Origin of the sequence: Halomonas sp. H2, assembly GCF_050215315.1 — a bacterium.
In the GTDB taxonomy this organism is placed as follows: domain Bacteria; phylum Pseudomonadota; class Gammaproteobacteria; order Pseudomonadales; family Halomonadaceae; genus Vreelandella.
This window is the reverse complement of record NZ_CP189760.1, coordinates 2,961,612-2,984,169: the sequence shown is the minus strand read 5'-3', so window position 1 is coordinate 2,984,169 and position 22,558 is coordinate 2,961,612. Positions and strand designations below refer to the sequence as shown.

General features: G+C 54.8%; 21 protein-coding genes. 16 read left to right on the top strand and 5 right to left on the bottom strand.

Features of this window, described 5'->3' with window-relative positions:
• The first annotated feature begins 97 nt into the window (after positions 1-97).
• Together glcC and ACQE2I_RS13865 are read left to right on the top strand one after the other, a co-directional pair.
• The gene (gene glcC / locus ACQE2I_RS13870; protein WP_427028645.1) at positions 98-877 is read left to right on the top strand and encodes a transcriptional regulator GlcC; all 780 of its coding nucleotides are present in this window, start codon (positions 98-100) and stop codon (positions 875-877) included.
• A 47-nt stretch (positions 878-924) separates the two neighbouring features.
• A complete protein-coding gene (locus ACQE2I_RS13865; protein WP_427028644.1) occupies positions 925-1,449 on the top strand; it encodes a gamma carbonic anhydrase family protein in 525 nt (174 codons plus the stop codon).
• A 106-nt stretch (positions 1,450-1,555) separates the two neighbouring features.
• On the opposite strand, the gene ACQE2I_RS13860 is transcribed toward ACQE2I_RS13865, so the two are convergent.
• Positions 1,556-3,247, bottom strand: a complete 1,692-nt coding sequence (locus ACQE2I_RS13860; protein WP_427028643.1) for an L-lactate permease — start codon at positions 3,245-3,247, stop codon at positions 1,556-1,558.
• A gap of 412 nt (positions 3,248-3,659) precedes the next feature.
• Between ACQE2I_RS13860 and ACQE2I_RS13855 the strand changes: the two genes are divergently transcribed.
• From ACQE2I_RS13855 to ACQE2I_RS13845, 3 genes are all read left to right on the top strand, one after another.
• Positions 3,660-4,352, top strand: a complete 693-nt coding sequence (locus ACQE2I_RS13855) for a glutathione S-transferase N-terminal domain-containing protein (protein ID WP_427028642.1) — start codon at positions 3,660-3,662, stop codon at positions 4,350-4,352.
• A 71-nt stretch (positions 4,353-4,423) separates the two neighbouring features.
• A complete protein-coding gene (locus ACQE2I_RS13850; RefSeq protein ID WP_427028641.1) occupies positions 4,424-5,113 on the top strand; it encodes a glutathione binding-like protein in 690 nt (229 codons plus the stop codon).
• Positions 5,114-5,294: 181 nt separating this feature from the next.
• Positions 5,295-5,666 carry a phasin family protein gene (locus ACQE2I_RS13845; RefSeq protein ID WP_427028640.1) on the top strand — a complete coding sequence of 124 codons (372 nt, stop codon included), beginning with the start codon at positions 5,295-5,297 and terminating at the stop codon, positions 5,664-5,666.
• Positions 5,667-5,780: 114 nt separating this feature from the next.
• On the opposite strand, the gene uraD is transcribed toward ACQE2I_RS13845, so the two are convergent.
• Positions 5,781-6,320 (bottom strand): 2-oxo-4-hydroxy-4-carboxy-5-ureidoimidazoline decarboxylase, encoded by a 540-nt coding sequence (uraD, locus tag ACQE2I_RS13840; protein WP_427028639.1) that lies wholly within the window; start codon positions 6,318-6,320, stop codon positions 5,781-5,783.
• Positions 6,321-6,437: 117 nt separating this feature from the next.
• On the opposite strand from uraD, the gene uraH reads away from it, so the two are divergent.
• Genes uraH through ACQE2I_RS13825 form a run of 3 tightly spaced genes read left to right on the top strand, consistent with a single transcriptional unit; the run spans position 6,438 to position 8,758 of the window.
• Complete coding sequence (gene uraH, locus ACQE2I_RS13835) at positions 6,438-6,791, top strand: hydroxyisourate hydrolase (protein WP_427028638.1); 354 nt, start codon at positions 6,438-6,440, stop codon at positions 6,789-6,791.
• Between the two features lie 11 nt (positions 6,792-6,802).
• Positions 6,803-8,008, top strand: a complete 1,206-nt coding sequence (locus tag ACQE2I_RS13830; RefSeq protein ID WP_427028637.1) for a urate hydroxylase PuuD — start codon at positions 6,803-6,805, stop codon at positions 8,006-8,008.
• Positions 8,009-8,023: 15 nt separating this feature from the next.
• A complete protein-coding gene (locus ACQE2I_RS13825) occupies positions 8,024-8,758 on the top strand; it encodes a GntR family transcriptional regulator (protein WP_427028636.1) in 735 nt (244 codons plus the stop codon).
• 29 nt (positions 8,759-8,787) lie between these two features.
• On the opposite strand, the gene ACQE2I_RS13820 is transcribed toward ACQE2I_RS13825, so the two are convergent.
• On the bottom strand, positions 8,788-9,675 hold the full coding sequence (locus ACQE2I_RS13820) for a MurR/RpiR family transcriptional regulator (protein ID WP_427028635.1): 888 nt from the start codon (positions 9,673-9,675) through the stop codon (positions 8,788-8,790).
• A gap of 212 nt (positions 9,676-9,887) precedes the next feature.
• On the opposite strand from ACQE2I_RS13820, the gene ACQE2I_RS13815 reads away from it, so the two are divergent.
• Positions 9,888-11,213 carry an aspartate aminotransferase family protein gene (locus tag ACQE2I_RS13815; protein ID WP_427028634.1) on the top strand — a complete coding sequence of 442 codons (1,326 nt, stop codon included), beginning with the start codon at positions 9,888-9,890 and terminating at the stop codon, positions 11,211-11,213.
• A gap of 20 nt (positions 11,214-11,233) precedes the next feature.
• The gene (locus ACQE2I_RS13810) at positions 11,234-11,809 is read left to right on the top strand and encodes a carboxymuconolactone decarboxylase family protein (RefSeq protein WP_427028633.1); all 576 of its coding nucleotides are present in this window, start codon (positions 11,234-11,236) and stop codon (positions 11,807-11,809) included.
• Positions 11,810-11,836: 27 nt separating this feature from the next.
• On the opposite strand, the gene xseA is transcribed toward ACQE2I_RS13810, so the two are convergent.
• Positions 11,837-13,174: an exodeoxyribonuclease VII large subunit gene (xseA, locus tag ACQE2I_RS13805; RefSeq protein ID WP_427028632.1), complete on the bottom strand. Its 1,338-nt coding sequence runs from the start codon at positions 13,172-13,174 to the stop codon at positions 11,837-11,839.
• A 237-nt stretch (positions 13,175-13,411) separates the two neighbouring features.
• Between xseA and guaB the strand changes: the two genes are divergently transcribed.
• Positions 13,412-14,881: an IMP dehydrogenase gene (gene guaB, locus ACQE2I_RS13800; RefSeq protein WP_427028631.1), complete on the top strand. Its 1,470-nt coding sequence runs from the start codon at positions 13,412-13,414 to the stop codon at positions 14,879-14,881.
• A gap of 94 nt (positions 14,882-14,975) precedes the next feature.
• Positions 14,976-16,553, top strand: coding sequence for a glutamine-hydrolyzing GMP synthase (guaA, locus tag ACQE2I_RS13795; protein WP_427028630.1), 1,578 nt, complete (start codon positions 14,976-14,978; stop codon positions 16,551-16,553).
• Between the two features lie 233 nt (positions 16,554-16,786).
• Here the strand turns inward: guaA and ACQE2I_RS13790 are convergent, their stop codons facing one another.
• Positions 16,787-16,951 carry a hypothetical protein gene (locus tag ACQE2I_RS13790; protein WP_176472056.1) on the bottom strand — a complete coding sequence of 55 codons (165 nt, stop codon included), beginning with the start codon at positions 16,949-16,951 and terminating at the stop codon, positions 16,787-16,789.
• Between the two features lie 283 nt (positions 16,952-17,234).
• Here ACQE2I_RS13790 and ACQE2I_RS13785 point away from each other — a divergent pair, with 283 nt between their 5' ends.
• The 4 genes from ACQE2I_RS13785 (at position 17,235) to rhuM (ending at position 22,552) form a co-directional block, all read left to right on the top strand.
• Complete coding sequence (locus ACQE2I_RS13785; protein WP_427028629.1) at positions 17,235-18,950, top strand: type I restriction-modification system subunit M; 1,716 nt, start codon at positions 17,235-17,237, stop codon at positions 18,948-18,950.
• Entirely contained in the window at positions 18,940-20,397 is a 1,458-nt protein-coding gene (locus ACQE2I_RS13780) for a restriction endonuclease subunit S (protein WP_427028628.1), read from the top strand. Before ACQE2I_RS13785 ends, ACQE2I_RS13780 begins: the two co-directional genes overlap by 11 nt.
• The gene (locus ACQE2I_RS13775) at positions 20,397-21,452 is read left to right on the top strand and encodes a restriction endonuclease (protein ID WP_427028627.1); all 1,056 of its coding nucleotides are present in this window, start codon (positions 20,397-20,399) and stop codon (positions 21,450-21,452) included. The genes ACQE2I_RS13780 and ACQE2I_RS13775 overlap by 1 nt, the downstream gene beginning before the upstream one ends.
• A 77-nt stretch (positions 21,453-21,529) precedes the next feature.
• Entirely contained in the window at positions 21,530-22,552 is a 1,023-nt protein-coding gene (rhuM, locus tag ACQE2I_RS13770; protein ID WP_427028626.1) for a RhuM family protein, read from the top strand.
• Positions 22,553-22,558: the final 6 nt, after the last annotated feature.

Sequence of the window (22,558 nt, the reverse complement as noted above, 5' to 3'; positions counted from 1 at the left end):
TGGTCTGACCAGTAATTGGTCGACCCTGTCATTAACATGGATGCCTTCTTCGTTGAGTCCTGGCAAGCTGTTCAAACAGTTTCGTAGGAGAGTTCACATGCCATCGGCGAACCAAGCGTTGTCACCCGGGCAGCGAATGCCTGAACACGTGGCCACCCGGCTTGAGCGCCTGATACTCGATGGCGTTTTTCGCCCCGGCCAGTTGCTTCCTTCGGAGCGGCGGCTATGCGAACGGCTGGGTGTCTCCCGCGCTTCGCTGCGTGAAGGGCTGCGCATTTTGCGCAGCAAGGGCATTATTGATACCCGCCAGGGCCACGGCTCGACGGTGGCCACGCTTCTACCAGTGGGCGATCAAAGCCCGTTGATGCACCTGTTTAAAGACCATCCGCGTACGCTGTTTGATCTGTTAGAGGTGCGCGCTTTGCTGGAAGGGGAGTCGGCCTGGTTGGCTGCCAGCCGTGGCACCTCCGCTGATCATGTGCTGATCACTCGGCGCTACCGTGAAATGGCCGATTACGCGCAGAGCGCAGAAGCGATTGATGTTGAGCGACTTGCCAGGCTTGATCACGCCTTTCATCTGGCGGTGTCGCAAGCGTCCCACAATCCAGTATTAGTGCATACGCTGCAGAGCCTAACCGATTTGCTGCTTAGTTCGGTGTTTGCGTCAGTCAAACACCTTTACCACTTGCCTACGCCTCAAGCAATGATCAATCACCAGCATGAGCAGTTACACGATGCAGTGATCCGCGGCGAAGCCGCGCAGGCAAAACAGGTGGCGTTGGAGCACCTTTCCAGTATCAGCCAACTGCTGCGCGACATGGATGATGAGAATGAGCGATTGGAGCGCTCTTCCATGCGTCTTGAAGAGTGGCGATAGTTCAATCATTAATATAGTAAGCACCAACAACAACCCAGGAGATTAACGTGGCGATTTATCAATACGGCGAGCATCAGCCCGACATCCATGACGATGTTTATATCGCGGAAACCGCGGATGTTATCGGCCAGGTAACGTTAAAAGCACGCTCAAGCGTGTGGTATCAAGCCGTGCTGCGCGGTGATACCGATCACTTGGAAATTGGTGAAGAGAGCAATATTCAAGACGGCGCGGTGCTCCATGCCGATCCCGGTTTTCCTCTCAAGATCGGCAAAGGCGTCACAGTAGGCCATCAGGCCATGCTGCATGGCTGTACCGTTGGCGATGGCTGCTTAATCGGCATCCAGGCGGTAGTGCTCAATGGTGCGGTAATCGGCGAAAATAGCCTGGTGGGCGCGGGTGCTTTTATTAAAGAAGGGGCGGTGTTTCCGCCCAATTCGCTGATCGTTGGCTCGCCTGCGCGTGTGGTGAGGGAGCTTTCAGAGGAAGTGGTGGCGGGTTTGAAGCAGAACGCCCAAAGCTACGTAGAGCGAGGCAAGCTCCACAGCCAAGAGCTAAAGCGCATCGGCTAACGTGTTAAACAATCAATAAGCAGGGCTTTAACGTCGAGCTAAAACCACAAACCCCCAGGCTAAGCCTGGGGGTTTGCGTTTGCGTACTCGCTAGTGAGTTTTACGGTTACATCAATGGATCCGTGACGCCAATTACGTAGAACGCAATCAGGGCGATGATACCTGCAAAGATGAGGTAGTAGATGGTGGGCAGGATCGTCTTACGGATTGTAGCGCCTTCACGGCCTAGCAACCCGACCGTTGCCGATGCGGCGACCACGTTATGGATGGCGATCATATTACCCGCCGCTGCCCCCACTGCCTGCAGCGCTACCATCATGGCTGTGGAAAGGCCCAGGGTCTGAGCAACACTGAACTGGAACTCCGCCAGCATCAGGTTAGACACCGCGTTTGAGCCTGCGATAAAGGCGCCCATTGCCCCAACGGCGGGTGCAAAGAAGGGATAGATGCCGCCTACATTATCGGCCACCGCCTGGGCCATCATTACCGGCATAGAGACAAGGTCAGCGCCGTTAACGCCAGAGTTGATCAATATGCGTACCATCGGCACGGTAAAGATCAGTACGAAGCCCGCGCCAAAAATCGTTTTAGTTGATTCAGACACCGCCGCACTGATTTTCTGCGGGTTCATGCGGTGCAGGAAGTAAGTCACGATGACCACGGCCAGAATGATACCGCCCGGCAGATAGAGCGGCTGGACACCACCGCTGACACCCGCCTCGCCAAGAATATTGGTCCAGCTCAGATTAATCGAGGTAAGCGCTGCTTTGAGGGGCTCGATGGTACGAGAGGCCACCAAAAACAGGGCGAGCAGCACGTAGGGTAGCCAGCCTTTAAAGGTCGACATCGGCGCCTTACCGACAACGTCATCAAGCTTGATTTGCAGGTTGCCGATCCACTCGTCTGGCCAAGCAGAGGACTCGGGGAAATCCCAGGTATCTTTCGGCAACAGGAAGCCACGTTTGGCCGCTGGAACAACAATCGCCAAGCCTACCATGGCGCCGATCATTGATGGGAATTCAGGGCCCAGCAGTACGCCGACCAGCATGTAGGGCACTACGAAGCAGATACCGGTAAAGATGGCGAAGGGGGTAATTGACAGACCCTCTTTCCACGACTTATTGGCACCAAAGAAGCGCACCATTACGGTCACCAGAATCAGCGGCATCAGGATACCCACGATGCCGTGAGTGATTGCCACTTCACTGGTTATTAGCTGGAAGAACACGTCCCAGCTGGAGCCTACCGAGTCAAGCTGAGCGGTAATGCCGGCGCGATCCACGCCGCTACCGACGCCGACCACAATAGGCGTACCCACAGCACCGAAGGAGACCGGCGTGGATTGGATCATCATACCCACAACCACTGCCGCAAGCGCGGGGAAGCCAAGGGCCACCATCAGTGGTGCTGCAACAGCAGCTGGTGTACCGAAGCCAGAGGCGCCTTCGATAAAGCAGCCGAATAGCCACGCCACAATCAACGCCTGCACGCGACGGTCAGGGCTGATGCCTGAAAAACCGTTACGAATAGCGGTAATGCCACCGGAATGCTTAAGCGTGTTAAGCAGCAGGATGGCGCCAAAGATGATCCATAGAAGACCGGCGGTCTGGATCAAACCTTGAATAGTCGAGGCCGCTACGCGGCTAAACGACATATCCCAAGCGGTTAAGCCAATGATGGCGGCCGTTAGAAAGACGAGAGGCATCGCTATCTTGGCCGGTATTTTAAACCCGATGAGTAAAATACCGGCCATCAACAGCGGCAAAAAGGCCAGAAGTGCAAGTATCGTTTCATTCATGGAAGGAACTGCCCTTGTTATTAGTTCGGTATGCTCCGCAATAACCGACTGGCAGTTGTGCCGCCAGTCGGGTGTAGGTGAAAGATACGTTTAGGCTAACAATATGACTACATTGGAAAATTGGTCTTACCAGTTGAATATTGGCTTGGGGAGCTTTTAGAAACTAGTTTTTATAGCTTAAGTGTTTGTTTTTAATTATTTATTAGATATTAAGGTAGGCTAAGTGACGGAGCAAGCTATTAGACTAATAGACAGTGTCTAGAGGCGGCTCTTGCGCCGTTAGTTTCTTAAGCTCATTGTTTGGCTACGCTGTACGCACGAGCAATGTTAACGCACTAATCTCCTAATTCTTTTTGATCCATCAATTTAGCCACATTTATATCCTCAATTTTTCAACCAGAAGGCAGTCAGAATGGCTCTAAAATTTTACGATCTATGCGGCCGGGATGAACGGCTACGATTCTCACCATACTGCTGGCGTGTGCGTATGGTGCTTGCCCATAAAGGTCTGGAATTCACCTCAGTGGCATGGCGGTTCAAAGACAAACAAACGCTGGAGTTTGCCGACTACGATAAGGTGCCGGTGCTTTGCGATGGAGACCGCGTCGTCACCGATAGCCTCGATATCATGCGCTATTTGGATGAAGCATATCCCGAGGCGCCGGTATTGGGCGAAGGGGCCAGCTATCAGCGAGCGCTGTTGTTCAAATATAGCGTTGAGCGCAGCATAAACCCGGCGCTATTCCGTATTATCGCCATGGATTTATTCGCTGCCGTGCATCCTGACGACCAAGACTATTTCCGCAAAACCCGTGAGGCACGTTTCGGTTGCACGCTGGAAGAGTTCCATCAGCCGGATCAAGGTAAACAGCAACTTAAGCAGGCATTAGCGCCGGTTCGAGATATGTTGCGGGACAGCGCATTTTTAGACGGCGACGCACCTAGTGGCGCAGATTACCTGCTGTTTGGGAGTATGATGTGGGCGTACGTGGTATCGACTCAGGAGCTTGTCGCGCCTGATGATCCGGTCAATGAATGGTTCCAGCGCATGCTGGGTGCACACAATGGTGTGGCAGGTAAGGCGCTCACCGTTCGCGATGTATAACGCTGTAAGTAACTAGAAAGCGTCGATACGCTCGTTGGAGAGTGAATCCACGCTTTTTTAAGGAGATGGCAATGATTGACCTGTATTACTGGACAACCCCTAACGGCCATAAAATCTCCATTATGCTCGAGGAAGCCAAACTGGCGTACCGAGTGAAGCCGATTAACATTGGCCGAGGTGAGCAGTTTGACCCTGAATTTCTTACCATCGCTCCCAATAACCGTATTCCTGCCATTGTGGATCACGCTCCACAGGACGGCGGTCAGTCGCTCTCGATGTTTGAGTCGGGCGCAATCCTAGAGTATCTCGCCGATAAGAGCGGCCTCTTTCTGCCTCCAGCAGGGCGCGAACGCTATATCGTGCTGCAGTGGCTTCACTGGCAAATGGGCGGCTTAGGCCCCATGGCCGGGCAGAACCACCACTTTTGCCACTATGCACCGCACAAAATTGAGTACGCGATTGAACGCTACGTGCGCGAAACCAACCGGCTTTACAGCGTGCTGGATCAGCGCCTAGCGCAACACACCTATGTGGGCGGCGATGACTACTCGATTGCCGATATGGCGATCTATCCGTGGATCGTACCATGGGAAAAACAGCGTCAGACGTTAGAAGAGTTTCCGGACTTGGAGCGTTGGTTTGACATGGTTAAAGCGCGCCCGGCGGTACGGCGCGCCTATGCTTTGGTAGAAGAAGTAAATCCACAGGCGGGCGTGGAAATGGATGAGCAAGCGCGTAAGCACTTGTTCGGTAACCGCTAGTAGCGAGCACATAATAGCGTTAACCCCTCCCGGTAAGTGAGCAGTCGCAGCATGATCATAAAAATCATGTTGCACTGCACAAAAAGCACTGCTAGCTTTAAGGACAGCAGAGGCAAAAGCCTGGCTAAAGACCGCCTACTGAAGGCGAGTTATGTGCTAGCTCACACCTGGAGATATTCTGATGAGTAACAATACTGATAAAACGACTACCGAAAAAACCAAGCAACAGTTTGAGTCTGTTTTTGTATCACCCATGCGTTCGTACACGCTGACCGCGCTTGATTACTACGATCAGCTGTTCAGCGCCCAAATGGATGCTGCCCGTGCCTATTCGGATATGGCTATCTCACAAGCGCGTACTTGGCTTGATGTAAAAGATGCCGACAGTTTCAAGAAAGCCATAGAAAGCCAGCAGAAAACGGCGAGTGATTTCATGGAACGCGTGAAGGGTGATAGCGAAAAAGTGACCTCTATCAGCCAAAGTTTTGCTGAAGACAGCCAGAAGCAAGCAGAAGAAGCTACCAAGGACGCGGTAGCCAAAGCTAAGCAATAACGTACTAACTTGCTTAGCTAGCCTGCACTAGCTTATGAGCATAAGTTAGAACGTCGCTATAAAACGCTGCGTCTTTTAAAGGCGCAGTTTTTTTGTATACAAAAAATAGTAAATTTACGCCTTTGAAGCTCGATCTATTAACCGAAAGCGCGCAATGCGGATAATTTGCTCAATGGCCGTTTGCCGCTCCGTTGCTAGGTCGTTGTTAAGGCGCTCCTCAAAAGCGGCTAAAATTCCATGCCGGTCTAGCCCTTTAACAGCAATCACAAAGGGAAAACCAAACTTCTCCTTATACGCCGCGTTAAGAGTCTCAAAGCGCGAAAATTGCTCGGGGCTACACTGATCGAGCCCGGCGCCTGCCTGTTCGCTTGTCGAATCCTGGGTTAATTCACCTGCCATAGCGGCTTTGCCTGCCAAGTCAGGGTGTGCTTGGATTACCTTAATTTGCTGTTCACTGCTCGCCTGCTGCAACATAAGGCCCATCAGTGCGGCGAGTGCCTCGGGCGCGTCATGGGTTTCAGCCAGGCCATGTCGCCAAGCCGCTTCTGCCACCCAAGGCGAGTGCTCATAAACATCGCCATAGTGGTGGGTCAGCATTTCAAGACTGCACTGGCTCGGCGCGGGTGAAAGCACTAATGAAGTAGAAGTAGGCACTGAAGATTCTCCAAAACGAACGGGAATAGGATTACTGTATACAACAAATAGCAGTAACGGTACTCTTTGACCGATAGGTCAAGATAACCAAACAACGTTATAAAATAAGGAGTGGCTATGGGTCGCTTAACCACCCACGTACTGGATACCGCCAAAGGACAGCCCGGTCATGGCATTACCATTGAGGTGTTTCGTCTTGCCGGTAGTGACCGCCAGCATCTCACTACTGTGACCACCAACAGCGATGGCCGTTGTGACGCACCTATTCTGGAAGGGGATGCGCTCACAGTAGGGGAGTACGAGCTGGTGTTCCATGCCGGCGACTACCTGCGTGCCCAGGGCGTTGAAGCAGCCGAGCCGCGCTTTTTAGACGTTATCCCGCTGCGCTTTGGCGTCGCTGATGCCAGCCAGCATTACCATGTACCGTTGCTGCTCTCGCCCTATGGCTACTCAACTTACCGCGGTAGCTAAGAGGATCAGGCATGCAAGCATATATTATTGATTTTGTTAACTTGCTGCTGCGCTGGCTGCATGTGATTGCAGCTATCGCCTGGATCGGTGAGTCGATCTATTTTGTCATGCTGGATAATAGCCTGCGCTCGCCAAAGGCAGCGGAAGATCGCGAGAAGGGCGTGTTTGGCGAAATGTGGTCGGTGCATGGCGGTGGTTTTTACCACAATCAAAAATACGCCACGGCGCCTGCCAAGCTACCTAATGATCTGCACTGGTCGTTCTGGAAAGCCTACACCACCTGGCTTTCTGGCTTTGCGCTGTTTGTAATTCTCTATATGGTTAATCCAGGCTTCTATCTGGTAAACCCCAACAGCCCCTGGCAGTGGGCCGCCAATCTCACCGGCTGGCAGGCCAATGTTCTGGCGCTGGCCTTTTTGCTGGGCGGCTGGGTGGTTTACAACGAGCTGTGTAAGCGTATTAGCCCCAATATGGATCGCGATGGGCTGCTTAGCATCGCGGTTGCCGTAATGATGATCGTGGTGGCCTACCTAAGCACGCAAATGTTCACTGGCCGCGCCGCCTTCCTGCTCACCGGTGCCGTGATGGCGACGGCGATGTCAGCGAATGTCTTCTTCTGGATTATCCCCGGGCAGCGCCGCATGGTGAAAGCCATGAAAGCCGGTGATGCGCCCAACCCGCTGGATGGCAAACGCGGCAAGCAGCGCTCGGTGCACAACACCTACTTCACGCTGCCGGTCGTTTTGCTGATGGTGAGTAATCACTACTCATTTATCTACTCCCATGAGCTTGCCTGGGTGGTGATGGTGCTGTTTATCTTGGCTGGCGCCCTGATCCGCCAGTTCTTTGTCTTGATGCATGCCGGCAAAACCCAACCAGCGTATCCCGCCTTTGGGGTAGGGCTGATTCTGTTAGCATTTTGGGTGGCCGCACCGAGTGCTTCGTCGCCTAGTGGTAACGCAGGCGCGGAAGGGCCACCAGACCAGGCGCAAATCACCGGTTTGATCGAGCAGCACTGCGTTCAGTGTCACGCGCGCAGCCCTGAGCATGCCGGTTTCTCCGCCCCGCCCGCAGGGTTTGCCTTCGATAGCTGGGATGCAATTCTGGGTCAAAAGGCGCAGATTCAGCAGGTTGTCGCCAGTCAATATATGCCATTGGGCAATATGACCAACATGAGTGACGAAGAGCGCGATATCATTGCGGCTTGGGAGGAATGATCAGAGAGGCTAGCTATGAGTGATACGCAGGCGCCGGTAAAGCGGCGTGCTCCCGTTAAAGACACTAAAAGTAGCAAAGAGGGCGACGAGCGCCATGAGGCGATTTATCGGTCCATCAGCGATGCGATTGTGGAGCAACGCTTAAAGCCCGGCGCACGGCTGCGCGAAGATGCGCTGGCAGAGGTGTTTGGTATTAGCCGTACCGGTATTCGTAAAATCTTGCAGCGCTTAGCGCTAGAGCAGCTAGTGACCCTAACGCCGCGCCGTGGTGCTAGTGTCACTCGACCCACCGCCGACGAAGCCAAAGACGTTTTCGATGCCCGCCAATTAATTGAGTGCGGCTTAATGCCCGATGTAGCGCGGCGCATGGGTGAAAAGGAAGCAGCAGAACTGCACGAAATGGCTCATCAGGAGCGCCAGGCGCTACGTAGCGGCCAACAAAGCGTGGCCATTAGGCTATCAGCCGATTTTCACGTGCGTTTAGCGCAGCTTTCAGGTAACGCCACTCTGGCGGAGTTTGTCGAGCGCCTTTGCTCGCGCTCTTCCTTGATTCTTGCCGTCTATGGCCATCGCGGCCACTTAGGCTGCGAATCCCATGACCACGATGATCTAATCGGCTATCTGGAAACAGGCGATGGTGAACGCGCCAAAGCCTTTATGGGCCGTCACTTAAAAGCCATCGAAGCCTCTCTCACCATGGTCGAAGAGGAAGAGAATATACCGGATCTGCAGCATATATTTGGAGGGTAATACCTGAACAAGCTGCTTATTACTTTTCCTTACTCCCGCTGAGGCAGTGTATTCGAGTAGGTTTTAAGCTGTAGGTGGTGGTCGTCTGCTTGCTGCAAAGCGTCCAGCGCGCTTTGACGGTTGCGTTCGGCAAGTAACGTGCAGAGTACCTCTGAAATGGCTAAGGCAGGGGTTAAGGTATGAAAGAAGCTATAGCTCTCTGTCGGGCAAAAAATAGACTGCTCTGAAATACCCGCCAGCGGTGATACCTCGCTATCGGTGATCGACAGAATCGCCAGACCCTTATCTTTTGCTAATTGCGCCAGTGCTAGTGAATCCACGGTATACGGTTTGATGGAGACGATAAGCACCACCGCATCAGGTTTGGCACGCATTAGCGCATCGCCACCCGTGCCGGCTGGGCCATCAAGGTGGACTGAGCGCTCGCCTAGCAGTGACATGACGTAATGAAAATGCCATGCAACGACATGGCTGGAACGTAACCCCAGCACATACACTTTGTTAGCCGCCGCTAACCTATCGGCCATGGCGGTTAGGCATTTTAGGGTCTCGGGTACACATAGCGCGGTAAGTTGAGCGCTTAACCCGTGCAGCATCTGATAGGCAATATCGCTTTCCGTCGCTTCAGTGGCTGCTGTGGGTTGTTGGCGCACCTTGGAGGCAAAACCGTCGCCTTTCCTGCGTAACGTTTCAGCGTAGCAGGCACGAATATCATTGTAGCCTTGAAACCCTAAGACCTTGGCCAGCCGAGTCATGGTCGCGGGCTGCACCGCTGCATGGCGTGCCAATTCTCGCATGGAAACCAATGCGACCTCTTCGGGGTGCTCAAGCATGTAGCGAGCTGCCTGTTGAAGCTGCGCAGACATAGCATCGAACTGAGCAATGATCTGCTCTTTTAGCGGGTCGCTCTGCGACATAGGAGATGGCCTCTACACGGCATGTGCCTGGGTTGGATGGCCCAGCATTTTGTGAATAGTGGCTGAGTGTAAACGCGCTTTTTTACCAAAAACAATGATCCATTTGTTTTAATGGTGAAAATAAAGATTGTTTTGTTGCATTTGTTTGTCAGGCCATGCCATTCTTGCCTTGGGGTTGTTGGGTTCTCGCTGGTTGAAAAAGGAAGGGCACTATGGCGCATATTCTTCATCGTCGCATTGGTCAGCCGTTGCCGTGGGCTGCATCAGCGCAAGGCGTTTATATTACCGATAGCAATGGGCGTCAGTATCTGGATGGATCGGGCGGCGCTGCGGTGACGAGCGTGGGGCATGCCCATCCGGAAGTCTTAGACGCCATGCACGCCCAAATCGACAACCTTTGCTATGCACATACGGCTTTTTTTACCACGGATGCTGCTGAGTCATTAGCTGAGAAACTAGTAGGTTTGGCACCGGCAGGCTTAAATCATGTTTACCTAGTATCGGGGGGGTCGGAAGCCGTTGAAGCCGCTTTAAAAATGGCGCGGCAATATTTTGTGGAGATGGGTGAGCCTCAACGACGCCACATTATTGCTCGGCACCAGAGTTACCATGGCAACACGATTGGTGCGTTAGCCACGGGCGGCAATGCCATGCGGCGCCAGCAGTTCCAGCCCCTGCTACCGGAAACGCACCACGTCTCGCCCTGCTACGCCTACCGTGATAAGGGCAACGACGAGACACCCGAAGCGTATGCCGCAAAACTTGCCGACGAACTGGAAGCTAAGATCCTTGAACTGGGGGCTGACAGCGTGATGGCGTTTGTTGCCGAACCCGTGGTGGGAGCTACGCTAGGCGCGGTTGCCGCTGAGGCGGATTACTTCAAACGGGTACGTAAGATTTGCGACCGCTATGGCGTACTGCTGATTCTCGATGAAGTGATGTGCGGTATGGGGCGAACAGGAACGATGTTCGCCTGCGAGCAGGATAGTGTAACGCCCGATATTCTCACCATGGCCAAAGGCCTTGGGGGCGGTTATCAACCAATTGGCGCCGTGATGCTCACATCCGCCATTTATGAGAGCTTCGCCAACGGCTCGGGCCTTTTTCAGCATGGGCACACTTATTTGGGCCACCCGGTTGCTGCCGCGGCCGCTAATAAAGTGGTAGAGATTATTGCCCGGCCAGAAACGCTGTCTAACGTGAACGCCATGGGGGCGCGATTACAACGCGGCCTTGAAGCGGCGCTGGGCGCGTCGCCCTATGTCGGCGACATTCGTGGCAGGGGGTTGTTCCGTGGCATTGAACTGGTCGCTGATCGAGAGCAAAAGACCCCTTTTGATCCTGCCCGAAAAATTCACGCTAAGATCAAGAGCCAAGCAATGGCCCTGGGCCTGATCAGCTATCCAATGGGCGGCACCATTGACGGTGTGTATGGCGATCACGTCTTGCTAGCCCCGCCGTATACCATTAACGCTGGTGAAATTGACCTACTCATTGAGCGTATTGCCCAAGCGATTGACGCCGCGATAGCTGAGTAACCTGATAAGGAACCCCACCGATGATGCAATCTCCATGCTTACCTATTGCCAACGCTGACTGGCCCGATGAGATCGCGGATTTTCGTGACGGCTTTGCTGGCGCACTAAACGTCTACCGCACTATGGCGCATCATCCAGCTCTACTTACCGCGTGGGCTCCTTTGCGCCAGCATGTGGTGAAGGAGAATGCGTTAGGCCCGGAGCTGACCGAAGTCGTGATTCTCCGCGCTGGGTTTCGCCTAGCGTCCGCTTACGAGTGGGCGCACCATGTCAGCCGAGCGCTGGCGCTGGGGTTCTCCGAAGCACGTATTAACGCGATTCGCGGCGTGCCGCAAATGAGTACGGGGGTGGATGGCTTGATTATAGACGCAGTAGATGCATTGCTGGACGACCATCGATTGAGCAAGCCGCAGGAAGCGGCGCTGGCGGAAGAGATTGGGCGCAAAGCCGTCATCGACCTGATCGCGATGGTCGGTTTCTATTCGGTGCTGGGTTACTTACTGAAAACCTATGACACGCCGATTGATGACACTATTCAGCAGCAGGCGCAGGAGAACCCGGCGCTGTTTTCGATCACGCCATCTCCAGGAGACTGACGTGACGCTAACCCTGCCTTCACAGGGTTATTTGAAGCGCCGCTTAACCTCCACGCTGAGCTTTCCTTCACCCAGCTGCAATTTGAGCTTCTGACCCGGCTGGGTATCGGCGGCACGTCGCACTACTTGGCCCTGCTCATCCTGGGTAATCGCATAGCCCCGCCCCAGCACCGCTAGCGGGCTGACCGCATTGAGTTCACGGGCCGCGCCGGTTAAGCGTGCCTGGCGAGTGTCTAACTGGCGCTGCATGGCGCTCCCCAAACGGCGCTGTAACTGGCTCACCCGCTCGCCTTCCGTACGGTGTAAGCGCGTCATGTCCTGGCTAGCTAAACGTCTACTTAATTGTGTTACCTGAGCTTCTTGCTGGGTGAGCGTTTGCTGCATGGCGCGGTTTAGGCGTTGAGAAACAGCCATTAAATGCTGGCGCTGGCGGTTAAGCTGTTCACCGGGGTGGCGCAGCTTGGCGCGTAGCGTATCCAGCCGCTGGCTGTCGCGCTCTAAGCGCGCCTGCATTGCCCGCTGAAGGCGGCTGTACTGGTGCTCTAGCTGGCGCTTAAGGGTGTGCTGGTCCGGTACCAAACGCTCGGCGGCAGCGGAAGGGGTGGGCGCACGCATATCCGCCGCAAAATCTGCCAGGGTGATATCCACCTCGTGGCCCACCGCCGACATCACTGGCAGCCGGGAGTGAAAAATCGCCCGGGCCAAGTGTTCGTTATTAAACGCCCATAGGTCTTCCAGGCTACCGCCGCCGCGGGTAATCAGCACCAGGTCCTGCTTGGGGTCTAGCCGCGCCTGACGGTTGAGTAGCGCCAATGCCGATATCATCGCAGGTGCCGCTTCGGCTCCCTGCACCGGCACCGGAATCAGCGTCACATCCGCCAGCGGCCAGCGGGCTTCCAGCACCGCCAGTACATCGCGAATGGCGGCGCCGGTAGCAGAGCTTAAAATTAAAATCTTGCGCGGTGGAAAGGGCAGCGACCGGGCGTTGGCAAACACGCCTTCGCCTTCCAGCTGGGCTTTTAAGCGCTCAAAGGCCGCCAACAGTTCCCCTAGGCCCGCCGCCTGAACGGCCTCGGCAATCAGCTGGTAATCACCGCGGGGCTCGAACAGCGACACTCGCCCGCGCAGCTTGACCTGATCGCCATCGCGCATCGGTGCCGACACAAACCGCGCCCGTTGACGAAATAGTGCACAGCGGATCTGCGCCCGGTCATCCTTCAGGGTGAAATAAACATGCCCGGAAGCGGGGCGCGAGACGTTAGACAGCTCGCCTTCCACCCACACCTCGCCCACATCGCGCTCCAGGGTTTGCTTAGCGCGCTGGTTGAGCTGGCTAACGGTGAGTGCTTTTGCGGTTTCTTGCATAGAATTGCCTTGTTCAAAAAATAGCAGGGCTTCGTTTAAAATAGTCAATCATTTCTAAGTACGGGAAAAATAAGTACGGGAAAAATAAGTAGGGGAAAAATCAGCCTAACAGCATACGTCACTAGCAATTGGTATAAACACAACAGCGTGACTGCATTGCTGGGAAGGTCCTCAAAACGCTATAATAGGGGATTAACCTTTCACGCCCCACTTCCTCTCAATCAGGGTGTTGCCGCTATGCTACGTATGGCCCAAGAAGCGCTTACGTTCGATGACGTACTTCTCGTTCCTGGCTTTTCCGACGTTCTCCCCAAGGATGTCAGCCTCAAAACCCGCCTGACCCGTAATCTCTCGCTCAATATTCCACTGGTTTCCGCCGCGATGGACACTGTGACCGAAGCGCGTTTGGCGATTGCCATGGCTCAGGAAGGCGGTATCGGCATTATTCATAAAAGCATGGCAGTCGCCCAGCAAGCAGCTGAAGTACGCAAGGTCAAAAAGCACGAAAGCGTGATTGTTAAAGATCCGGTTACTGTTAGCCCCAAAGCTAAGCTGGAAGACTTGCTCTCTATGGCGAAAGAGTATGGCTTCTCAGGTTTTCCGGTGGTTGAAGGCGAAACCCTGGTCGGCATCGTGACCGAGCGTGATATGCGCTTTCAGCCCAATGTGGGTGACAGCGTGGCCGACATCATGACCCCGCGCGAGCGTCTGATCACCGTGGCCGAAGGCACCGAGCTTGAGGTCAGCAAAGCCAAAATGCGTGAACACCGCATCGAAAAAATGCTGATTGTCGATGACGAATTTCATCTGCGCGGCCTGGTCACCTTTAAAGATATCGAAAAAGCCCGCACCTACCCGATGGCCGCTAAAGATAGCGATGGCCGTTTGTTAGTAGGCGCTGCGGTGGGCACTGGCCCAGAAACGCCGGACCGCATCGCTGCATTGGTTGAAGCAGGTGTTGATGTGCTGGTTGTTGATACCGCCCACGGCCACTCAAAAGGTGTTATCGACCGAGTGCGTTGGGTGAAGGAGCACTACCCGGATCTGCAAGTGATTGGCGGCAATATCGCCACAGCTGCCGCCGCTGTCGCCCTGGCCGAAGCCGGTGCAGATGCAGTCAAAGTGGGTATTGGCCCGGGCTCGATCTGCACCACGCGTGTGGTGACCGGCGTTGGTGTGCTACAGATCACTGCAGTTTCCAACGTCGCGGCAGCGCTTGAGCCGTTCGATATCCCGCTGATTGCCGATGGCGGCGTGCGTTACTCCGGCGATATCGCCAAAGCGATCGTGGCTGGCGCCAGCACCGTGATGCTCGGCAGTATGTTTGCCGGTACGGAAGAGGCGCCCGGTGAAGTCGAACTGTTCCAAGGGCGTACCTACAAAGCCTACCGCGGAATGGGGTCAATGGGCGCCATGTCCCAGACCCAGGGCTCTTCGGATCGCTATTTCCAGAGCAAAGACGAAGGTGTCGAGAAGCTGGTGCCGGAAGGCATTGAAGGCCGCGTACCTTACAAGGGCCAAATGAGCGCCATCGTTCACCAGATGCTGGGCGGTTTGCGCGCCTCAATGGGCTACACCGGCTGCCACGATATTCAAGAAATGCGCACCAAGCCGGAGTTCGTCAAAATTACCGGCGCTGGAATGGCCGAATCGCACGTGCACGACGTGCAGATCACCAAAGAAGCCCCCAACTACCGGGTGAGCTAACCAGCACGTTTAGTTAAAACGGCGGCGGGCACAGCTCGCCGCTTGCTTTTTGGCCTTACCAGCGGCACCCACACCGCTTAACCGAGACCCCGCCATGAGTGACATTCACGCCCATAAGATTCTGATTCTCGACTTCGGCTCCCAGTACACCCAATTAATCGCCCGCCGTGTTCGCGAGATTGGCGTATTCTCCGAAGTTCGCGCCTTTGATATCAGCGAAGAAGAGATCCGCGAGTACAACCCCAACGGCATTATCCTTGCTGGTGGGCCGGAGTCTGTGACCGAGTTGGACTCCCCGCGTGCGCCCCAGTGCGTGTTTGAAATGGACCTGCCGGTGTTTGGGATCTGCTACGGTATGCAGACCATGGCCGAGCAGTTGGGCGGTAAAGTTGAAGGCTCCAACCAGAGCGAGTTCGGTTACGCACAGATCCAAATCGACGTCGATAACGCGCTGTTCAACGGCATTAAAGACCACGTGGATACCAAAAGTGGCAAAGGCTTGTTGGATGTATGGATGAGCCACGGCGACAAGGTGGCCCAAGCGCCGGATACCTTCACCGTAACGGCTTCCACCCCTAGCTGCCCGATTGCCGCCATGGCCTGGGAAGAGAAGCAGTTTTACGGCGTTCAGTTCCACCCGGAAGTCACCCACACCCTGCAAGGCCAGCGCATTCTCGAGCACTTCGTGGTGGATATCTGTAAAGCCGAAAAGCTCTGGACGTCTGCACAAATCATCGAAGACCAAGTACAGCGCGTACGCGAGCAAGTCGGCGACCGCCACGTACTGCTCGGCCTCTCCGGCGGGGTGGATTCTTCCGTAGTTGCCGCGCTGCTGCACAAAGCGATTGGCACCCAGCTGACCTGCGTATTCGTCGACAACGGCCTGCTACGTAAAGCAGAAGGCGATCAGGTAATGGAAACCTTTGCCAAGCACATGGGCGTTAAGGTCATCCGCGTGGACGCCGAAGACCTGTTCCTTGGCAAGCTGGCGGGCGAAAACGACCCGGAAGCCAAGCGCAAGATCATCGGCAATACGTTTATCGATGTGTTCGATATTGAGGCCAGCAAGATCGACGGTGTCGATTTCCTCGCCCAGGGCACCATCTACCCGGATGTGATCGAATCCGCCGCTAGCAAAACCGGCAAATCCCACGTGATCAAATCCCACCACAACGTCGGTGGCCTGCCGGAAACCATGAAGCTCAAGCTGGTCGAGCCGCTGCGCGAACTGTTTAAAGACGAAGTGCGCAAACTCGGCCTGGAACTCGGCCTGCCCTACGACATGGTCTACCGCCACCCATTCCCTGGCCCCGGCCTGGGCGTGCGCATCCTCGGCGAAGTGAAGAAAGAGTACGCCGACATCCTCCGCGATGCCGACGCCATCTTCATCGAAGAACTACGCGCCGCCGGTTGGTACGAAAAAACTAGCCAAGCCTTCGCCGTGTTCCTGCCGGTCAAGTCAGTCGGCGTAGTAGGCGACGGCCGCCGCTACGAATGGGTCATCGCGCTACGCGCGGTCGAAACCATCGACTTCATGACCGCCCGCTGGGCGCACCTGCCTTATGAGCTGCTGGAGAAGGTCTCCAACCGGATTATCAACGAGTTGGCAGGGGTTTCGCGGGTGACTTATGACGTTAGTAGCAAGCCGCCTGCGACGATTGAGTGGGAGTGATCGAGTCCGTCTAGGATGATGATTGGCTAGACTCTCATCAAGGCCGCTCGATGCATCGAGCGGCCTTTTGTATTTCGTGGGTATGCTAATTGGGAGCAGCATGGCACGCAAAAAGATCAAACAGAAGCTTGTGGAGCTTGTTACTGGATGTGATAACCGTCAAAGCGAGTGCTCTTAGCCACTCGATTTAATTCGAGATATTTTAGACATACAGTGAGAACGAACAGATAGCTTCAGAGAGCTAGGGTTAACTTGGTAAAACGACGCGTATGAGACTTGAGACGCTTTTCAATCACTGCCGTGCGCTCGCCTGTTTCAATCGCGCTTGAGCTGGCCACTGCACGCAAAATACGCTCGCGGGAAACCATGACTTTATCAGTTGGGGTCTTACGAACCATCACAACGCTCCTAGAGCAGATCGTTAGATGTCATCATAGCAGTAACATCGCTGGTCTGTAGTGTCTGATATCTAGTCTGATAAATGGTTAAATGCATGCTGCCGGATGATCAAATCGCCAATATATCGGGTCTCGTATAATTAATAGTCCGCTTGGTAAATAACCCTGGCCACTTAGCCCTCTTGGTTCATAACCTGCCGCAAGAAGGGGGAGTGGCAGCAATGACACCTGGCGCTTGGCTGCAGTAGCATAAGGCCAGTTATTTAATTTAAGTGAGTTGTTAATGAATAACACGGAACAGCAATTCCTAAAGTCCCTGGACGACAAGCTCTGGAAAGCCGCCGATAAGCTGCGCGCTAACCTGGACGCCGCCAACTACAAGCACGTTGTGCTCGGTCTGATCTTCCTGAAATACGTATCCGATGCCTTCGAAGAGCGCCAGGACGAACTGCTGGAGCTATTCAAAACCGATAGCGACGACAACATCTACCACCTGCCCCGGGACGACTTCGACAGCGACGAGGAATACCAACAGGCGTTGACCGAAGAGCTGGAAGTATTGGATTACTACCGCGAAGCCAACGTGTTCTGGGTACCCAAAGCCGCCCGCTGGAACACCCTGAAAGAAAAAGCCGTGCTGCCCGTGGGCACCGTGCTCTGGCAGGACGATGCCGGTAACGACGTAAAGCTGCGCTCCGTGTCCTGGCTGATCGACAACGCCCTGGAAGAAATCGAGAAGAGCAACGCCAAGCTCAAGGGCATCCTCAACCGAATCAGCCAGTACCAGCTGGACAACGACAAACTGCTGGGCCTGATCAACACCTTCTCTGACACCTCATTCACCCGACCAGTGTTCGAAGGCGAGAAGCTGCACCTGCACAGCAAAGACATCCTCGGCCATGTGTACGAATACTTTCTGGGCCAGTTCGCCCTCGCTGAAGGCAAACAGGGTGGCCAGTATTACACTCCCAAGAGCATCGTTACGCTGATTGTGGAAATGCTGCAGCCTTACTCTGGCCGCGTGTATGACCCAGCCATGGGTTCTGGCGGCTTCTTCGTCTCCAGTGATAAATTCATTGAAGAGCACGCCAAAGAGCAGCAGTACGACCCCAGCGAGCAGAAAAAGCACATCTCCGTGTACGGCCAGGAATCCAACCCCACCACGTGGCGTTTGGCTGCCATGAACATGGCCATCCGGGGCATCGACTTCAACTTCGGCAAGAAAAACGCCGACACCTTCCTGGACGACCAGCACCCAGACCTTCGCGCCGACTTCGTGATGGCCAACCCGCCGTTCAACATCAAAGACTGGTGGAGCGAATCACTGGCCGACGACGTGCGCTGGAAGTACGGCACCCCGCCCAAAGGCAACGCCAACTTTGGCTGGATGCAGCACATGATCCACCACCTGGCTCCTACAGGTAGCATGGCCCTGCTGCTGGCCAACGGCTCCATGAGCTCCAACACCAACAACGAAGGCGAAATCCGCAAGCGCCTGGTGGAAGAAGACCTAGTGGAATGCATGGTCGCCCTGCCCGGGCAACTGTTCACCAACACCCAAATTCCGGCCTGTATCTGGTTTCTGACCAAAGACAAAGCCAACGGCATGGTGCGCAACGAGAAAAAGCGCGACCGCCGGGAAGAGTTCCTGTTCATCGATGCCCGCAACCTGGGCTTTATGCGGGATAGGGTACTGCGAGACTTCACCACCGACGACATCGCCAAGATCGCCGACACCTTCCATGCCTGGCAGCGCGATGACGGCTATGAGGATGTCGCGGGCTTCTGCAAATCCGCCAGCCTGGCCGAAATCAAGAAGCATGATTTTGTGCTGACACCGGGACGTTATGTGGGGGCTCAAGAGCAGGAGGACGACGGCGAGCCGTTTGCCGAGAAGATGGCGCGGTTGACCGGCCAGTTGCGGGAACAGTTTGCTGAGAGTGACCGACTGGAGGTTGAGATCAAGCGGAATCTTGGGGGGCTGGGGTATGAGCTTTGAGACATGGACGTTGGAGGACGCTGAAATACGCCTCATAGATGGTGACCGCGGGAAAAACTATCCCAAACAAGCGGACTTCAATGCTAGCGGGCACTGTCTGTTCCTATCAGCAAAAAACGTTACCTCATCCGGTTTTCAGTTCTCCGATCCTGTTTTCATCGGGAAGGAACGTCACGACTTGCTGCGGGCGGGCACGCTTGAGCGCGGCGACATTGTAATGACCACCAGAGGGACGATAGGAAATGTTGCCTATTATGATTCGTCCGTAAGCTACCCTCTCGTACGGATCAATTCTGGCATGATGATTTTTCGGGCAAACCAGGAATTATGGAACACTCGATTCCTTTACTACGTCCTAACGTCCCCGGTAATTCAAGATCAGATAACAAGTCTCACTTCCGGATCAGCAGTTCCACAGCTTCCAGCCCGCGACTTGAAGAAGTTCGCACTACCAAAAGTCCCGCTATCAGTCCAAAACCGAATTGAGGCTATCATCAGCTCACTTTCTGATAAGCTCAGTCTAAACCAACGAATCAACCAAACCCTCGAACAGATGGCCCAGGCTATATTCAAAAGCTGGTTTGTCGATTTCGAGCCGGTCAAAGCCAAGATCGCCGCACTGGAAGCCGGCGACAGCGAGGAAGACGCCCTACTCGCCGCCATGCAGGCCATTTCCGGCAGCTCTTTATGCAATGCTGACGCATCCGCCGCAGGCGCTCAAGCGGCGCTAACCCGCTTCCAGACCGAACAGCCCGAGCAATACGCCGAGCTCCGCGCCACCGCCGAGCTGTTTCCGTCGGCTATGCAGGATAGTGAGTTGGGGGAGATTCCGGAGGGGTGGCATCAATCAACTGTCGGCCATGAGTTTGATGTAACTATGGGGCAGTCCCCACCAGGAGATACCTATAACGAAGAAGGCGACGGGGCACCATTCTTTCAAGGGCGTAGAGACTTCGGAGAGCGGTTCCCGAGTAACCGAGTGTATTGCTCCGCCCCAAAACGAATGGCGAATGAGGGGGATACACTTCTGAGCGTACGCGCCCCGGTTGGAGACACCAACATAGCGCTAACGAACTGTTGTATTGGACGAGGCCTAGCCGCACTCCGGCACAAGTCCGGGTGTTCGTCGTATACCTACTACTCGATCATTCAACTTGGCCAAGCACTTTCTTCTTACGATTCGGAAGGTACCGTTTTCGGTTCTATTAACCAGAAGAACTTGAGAGCTATTCCTGTGGTCGCCCCCGCTATCGACGTACTGGCTGCCTTCACACGAACAGTGGGGTCAATTGATGAGCTTATCAGAGTAAATAGCGAGGAAGCCTCGACTCTTGCTGATACCCGAGACACTCTTCTGCCGAAATTGTTATCTGGCGAACTCTCCGTTCCCTGCAATAGGGATGAAATTGAGTGCGAACTACTGAGCACAACACCGGAGCTTGAGTAATGGAACTGTGGTTAACCCGAGCAGGATCTCACGGCGAGTTCGAGCAAAAGTTCCTCGACGGAGGCCGAATCTACCTGACCTGGGATGAGCTTGGTGAGGATCTGTCGAAACTGGAAAACCGGCAGTCCCTCTTGCAACTCCTTGAGCAGACTTACCCGAATGAAAAGCTGAAGCGGTTACAGAACCACAGCAGCCAAATCTGGCCGTTCGTCAAAACGATGCAAGCCGGTGACTGGGTGGTGCTCCCCTCCAAAAAACAGCCTGTGGTGTATGTCGGGAAGATAACGGGGGACTACGTTCATAACGCCAAAGGCCCGGATCCCTTCTTCCACTGGCGATCCGTCGAGTGGTTTGGGCAGGAGATCCCCCGCTCTCACTTTGGGCAAGACCTGCTCTACAGCTTCGGCGCGTTCATGACCATCTGCCGCATCAGGCGCAACAACGCATTGCTACGCCTACAGGCCATGCACAAGTCTGGCTGGCAGGCTGAGAACACCAAGTCAGTGATCCAGCACACCGGCCAGTCTACTAACCACGATGCCGATGATGTGTCCGGTGATGATGGCTTTGATTTCAATCTGGCAGACCTGGCCAAGCAACAGGTGGTCAGCCTAATTGAACAGAAGTTCAAAGGCCATGAGTTAACCCGATTAGTCGGCGCGATACTCAAGGCACAAGGCTACACCATTTGGCAGAGCCCCGAAGGTGCAGACGGCGGCGCCGATATTCTGGCCTCCAACGGCATGATGGGCTTCGGTAGCCAAACCATCTGTGTGGAGGTGAAGTCCGGCACCGGGACAGTGGACCGTCCCACTGTGGACAAGCTCTTGGGAGCCATGTCGAAGTTCAACGCCGACCATGGTCTGTTTGTCGCTTGGGGCGGGTTCAAACAGAATGTGCAGAAGGATATGGCCAGCAGCTTCTTCCGTCTGCGGTTATGGTCTCAGGATGACTTGTTGGATGAGCTGTTCGCGGTATACGACAAGCTGGACGATGAGCTGAAAGCCCAGCTGCCGCTAAAGCGAGTCTGGACGGTGGTGGTGGCGGATGACTGATGCCTGGCTCAATCACAATGGAATGCTCCGGGCTTCCGGCTTCTCAGCCGTTAGCTGATAACGACAAGGAACTTGTCATGACAGAACAACAAGTACGAATCTTCACCTCAACCGATGGCCAGGCGCAGCTGGAAGTAGCGCTGGATCGTGAGACCGTCTGGTTAAATCAAAGTCAGATGTCTGCGCTGTTTGACACCTCTACCGATAACGTGGGCTTGCACCTGAAGAATATCTTTTCAGAAGGCGAACTTGCGGAAAATCGAACTACCGAGGATTTCTCGGTAGTTCGCCAGGAGGGCAAGCGCCAGGTTAGGCGCCGCATCAAACACTACAACCTGGATGCCATTATTTCTGTAGGTTATCGGGTCAGCTCCAAACGTGCGACGCAGTTCCGCCAGTGGGCAACGCAGGTTCTGAAAGACCATCTGGTTCAGGGCTATACCCTCAATCAACGCCGCCTGACCGAACGCGGCATCGAGTTCGAGCAGGCCGTTGACCTGCTGAGCCGCACCCTCACCAATCAGGGCCTGGTATCCAATGAAGGCGAAGCCGTTGCCCGGGTAATCAGCGACTACGCCCGTTCCTGGAGCCTGCTGCAGGGCTACGACGAGCAGCAGCTGGCCGAGGTGGGCATCAAGCAGCCGGATATGCAGCCGCTAGAGCTGGACGAGGCACTGAAAGCCATTGGCGAGCTCAAGCAAACGCTCATGGCCAAGGGCGAGGCTACCGAGCTGTTCGGCCAGTTGCGGGGTGACGGTCTGGCCTCTGCGCTGGCGACGATCGAGCAGGGGTTTGGGGATGAACTCTTTTATCCGAACGTGGCTACCCGTGCCGCTCACCTGCTCTATTTTGTGATCAAGAACCATCCGCTGGCCGACGGCAACAAACGCTGCGGCTCGTTTCTGTTTTTATGGTATCTGCGCCGCAACGCCGCTTTGCTGGCGCGGCCGGTAGAACAACTGATTAATGACAACACCCTGGTGGCCTTGGCCCTGCTGGTGGCGGAAAGCCTGCCGGATCAGAAAACCCTGATGATCCGGCTGATTGAGCATTTCCTGCTGCTGAAGGAGCCCGCCGATGTTAGAGGTGAAGGGGAATAAGGACTG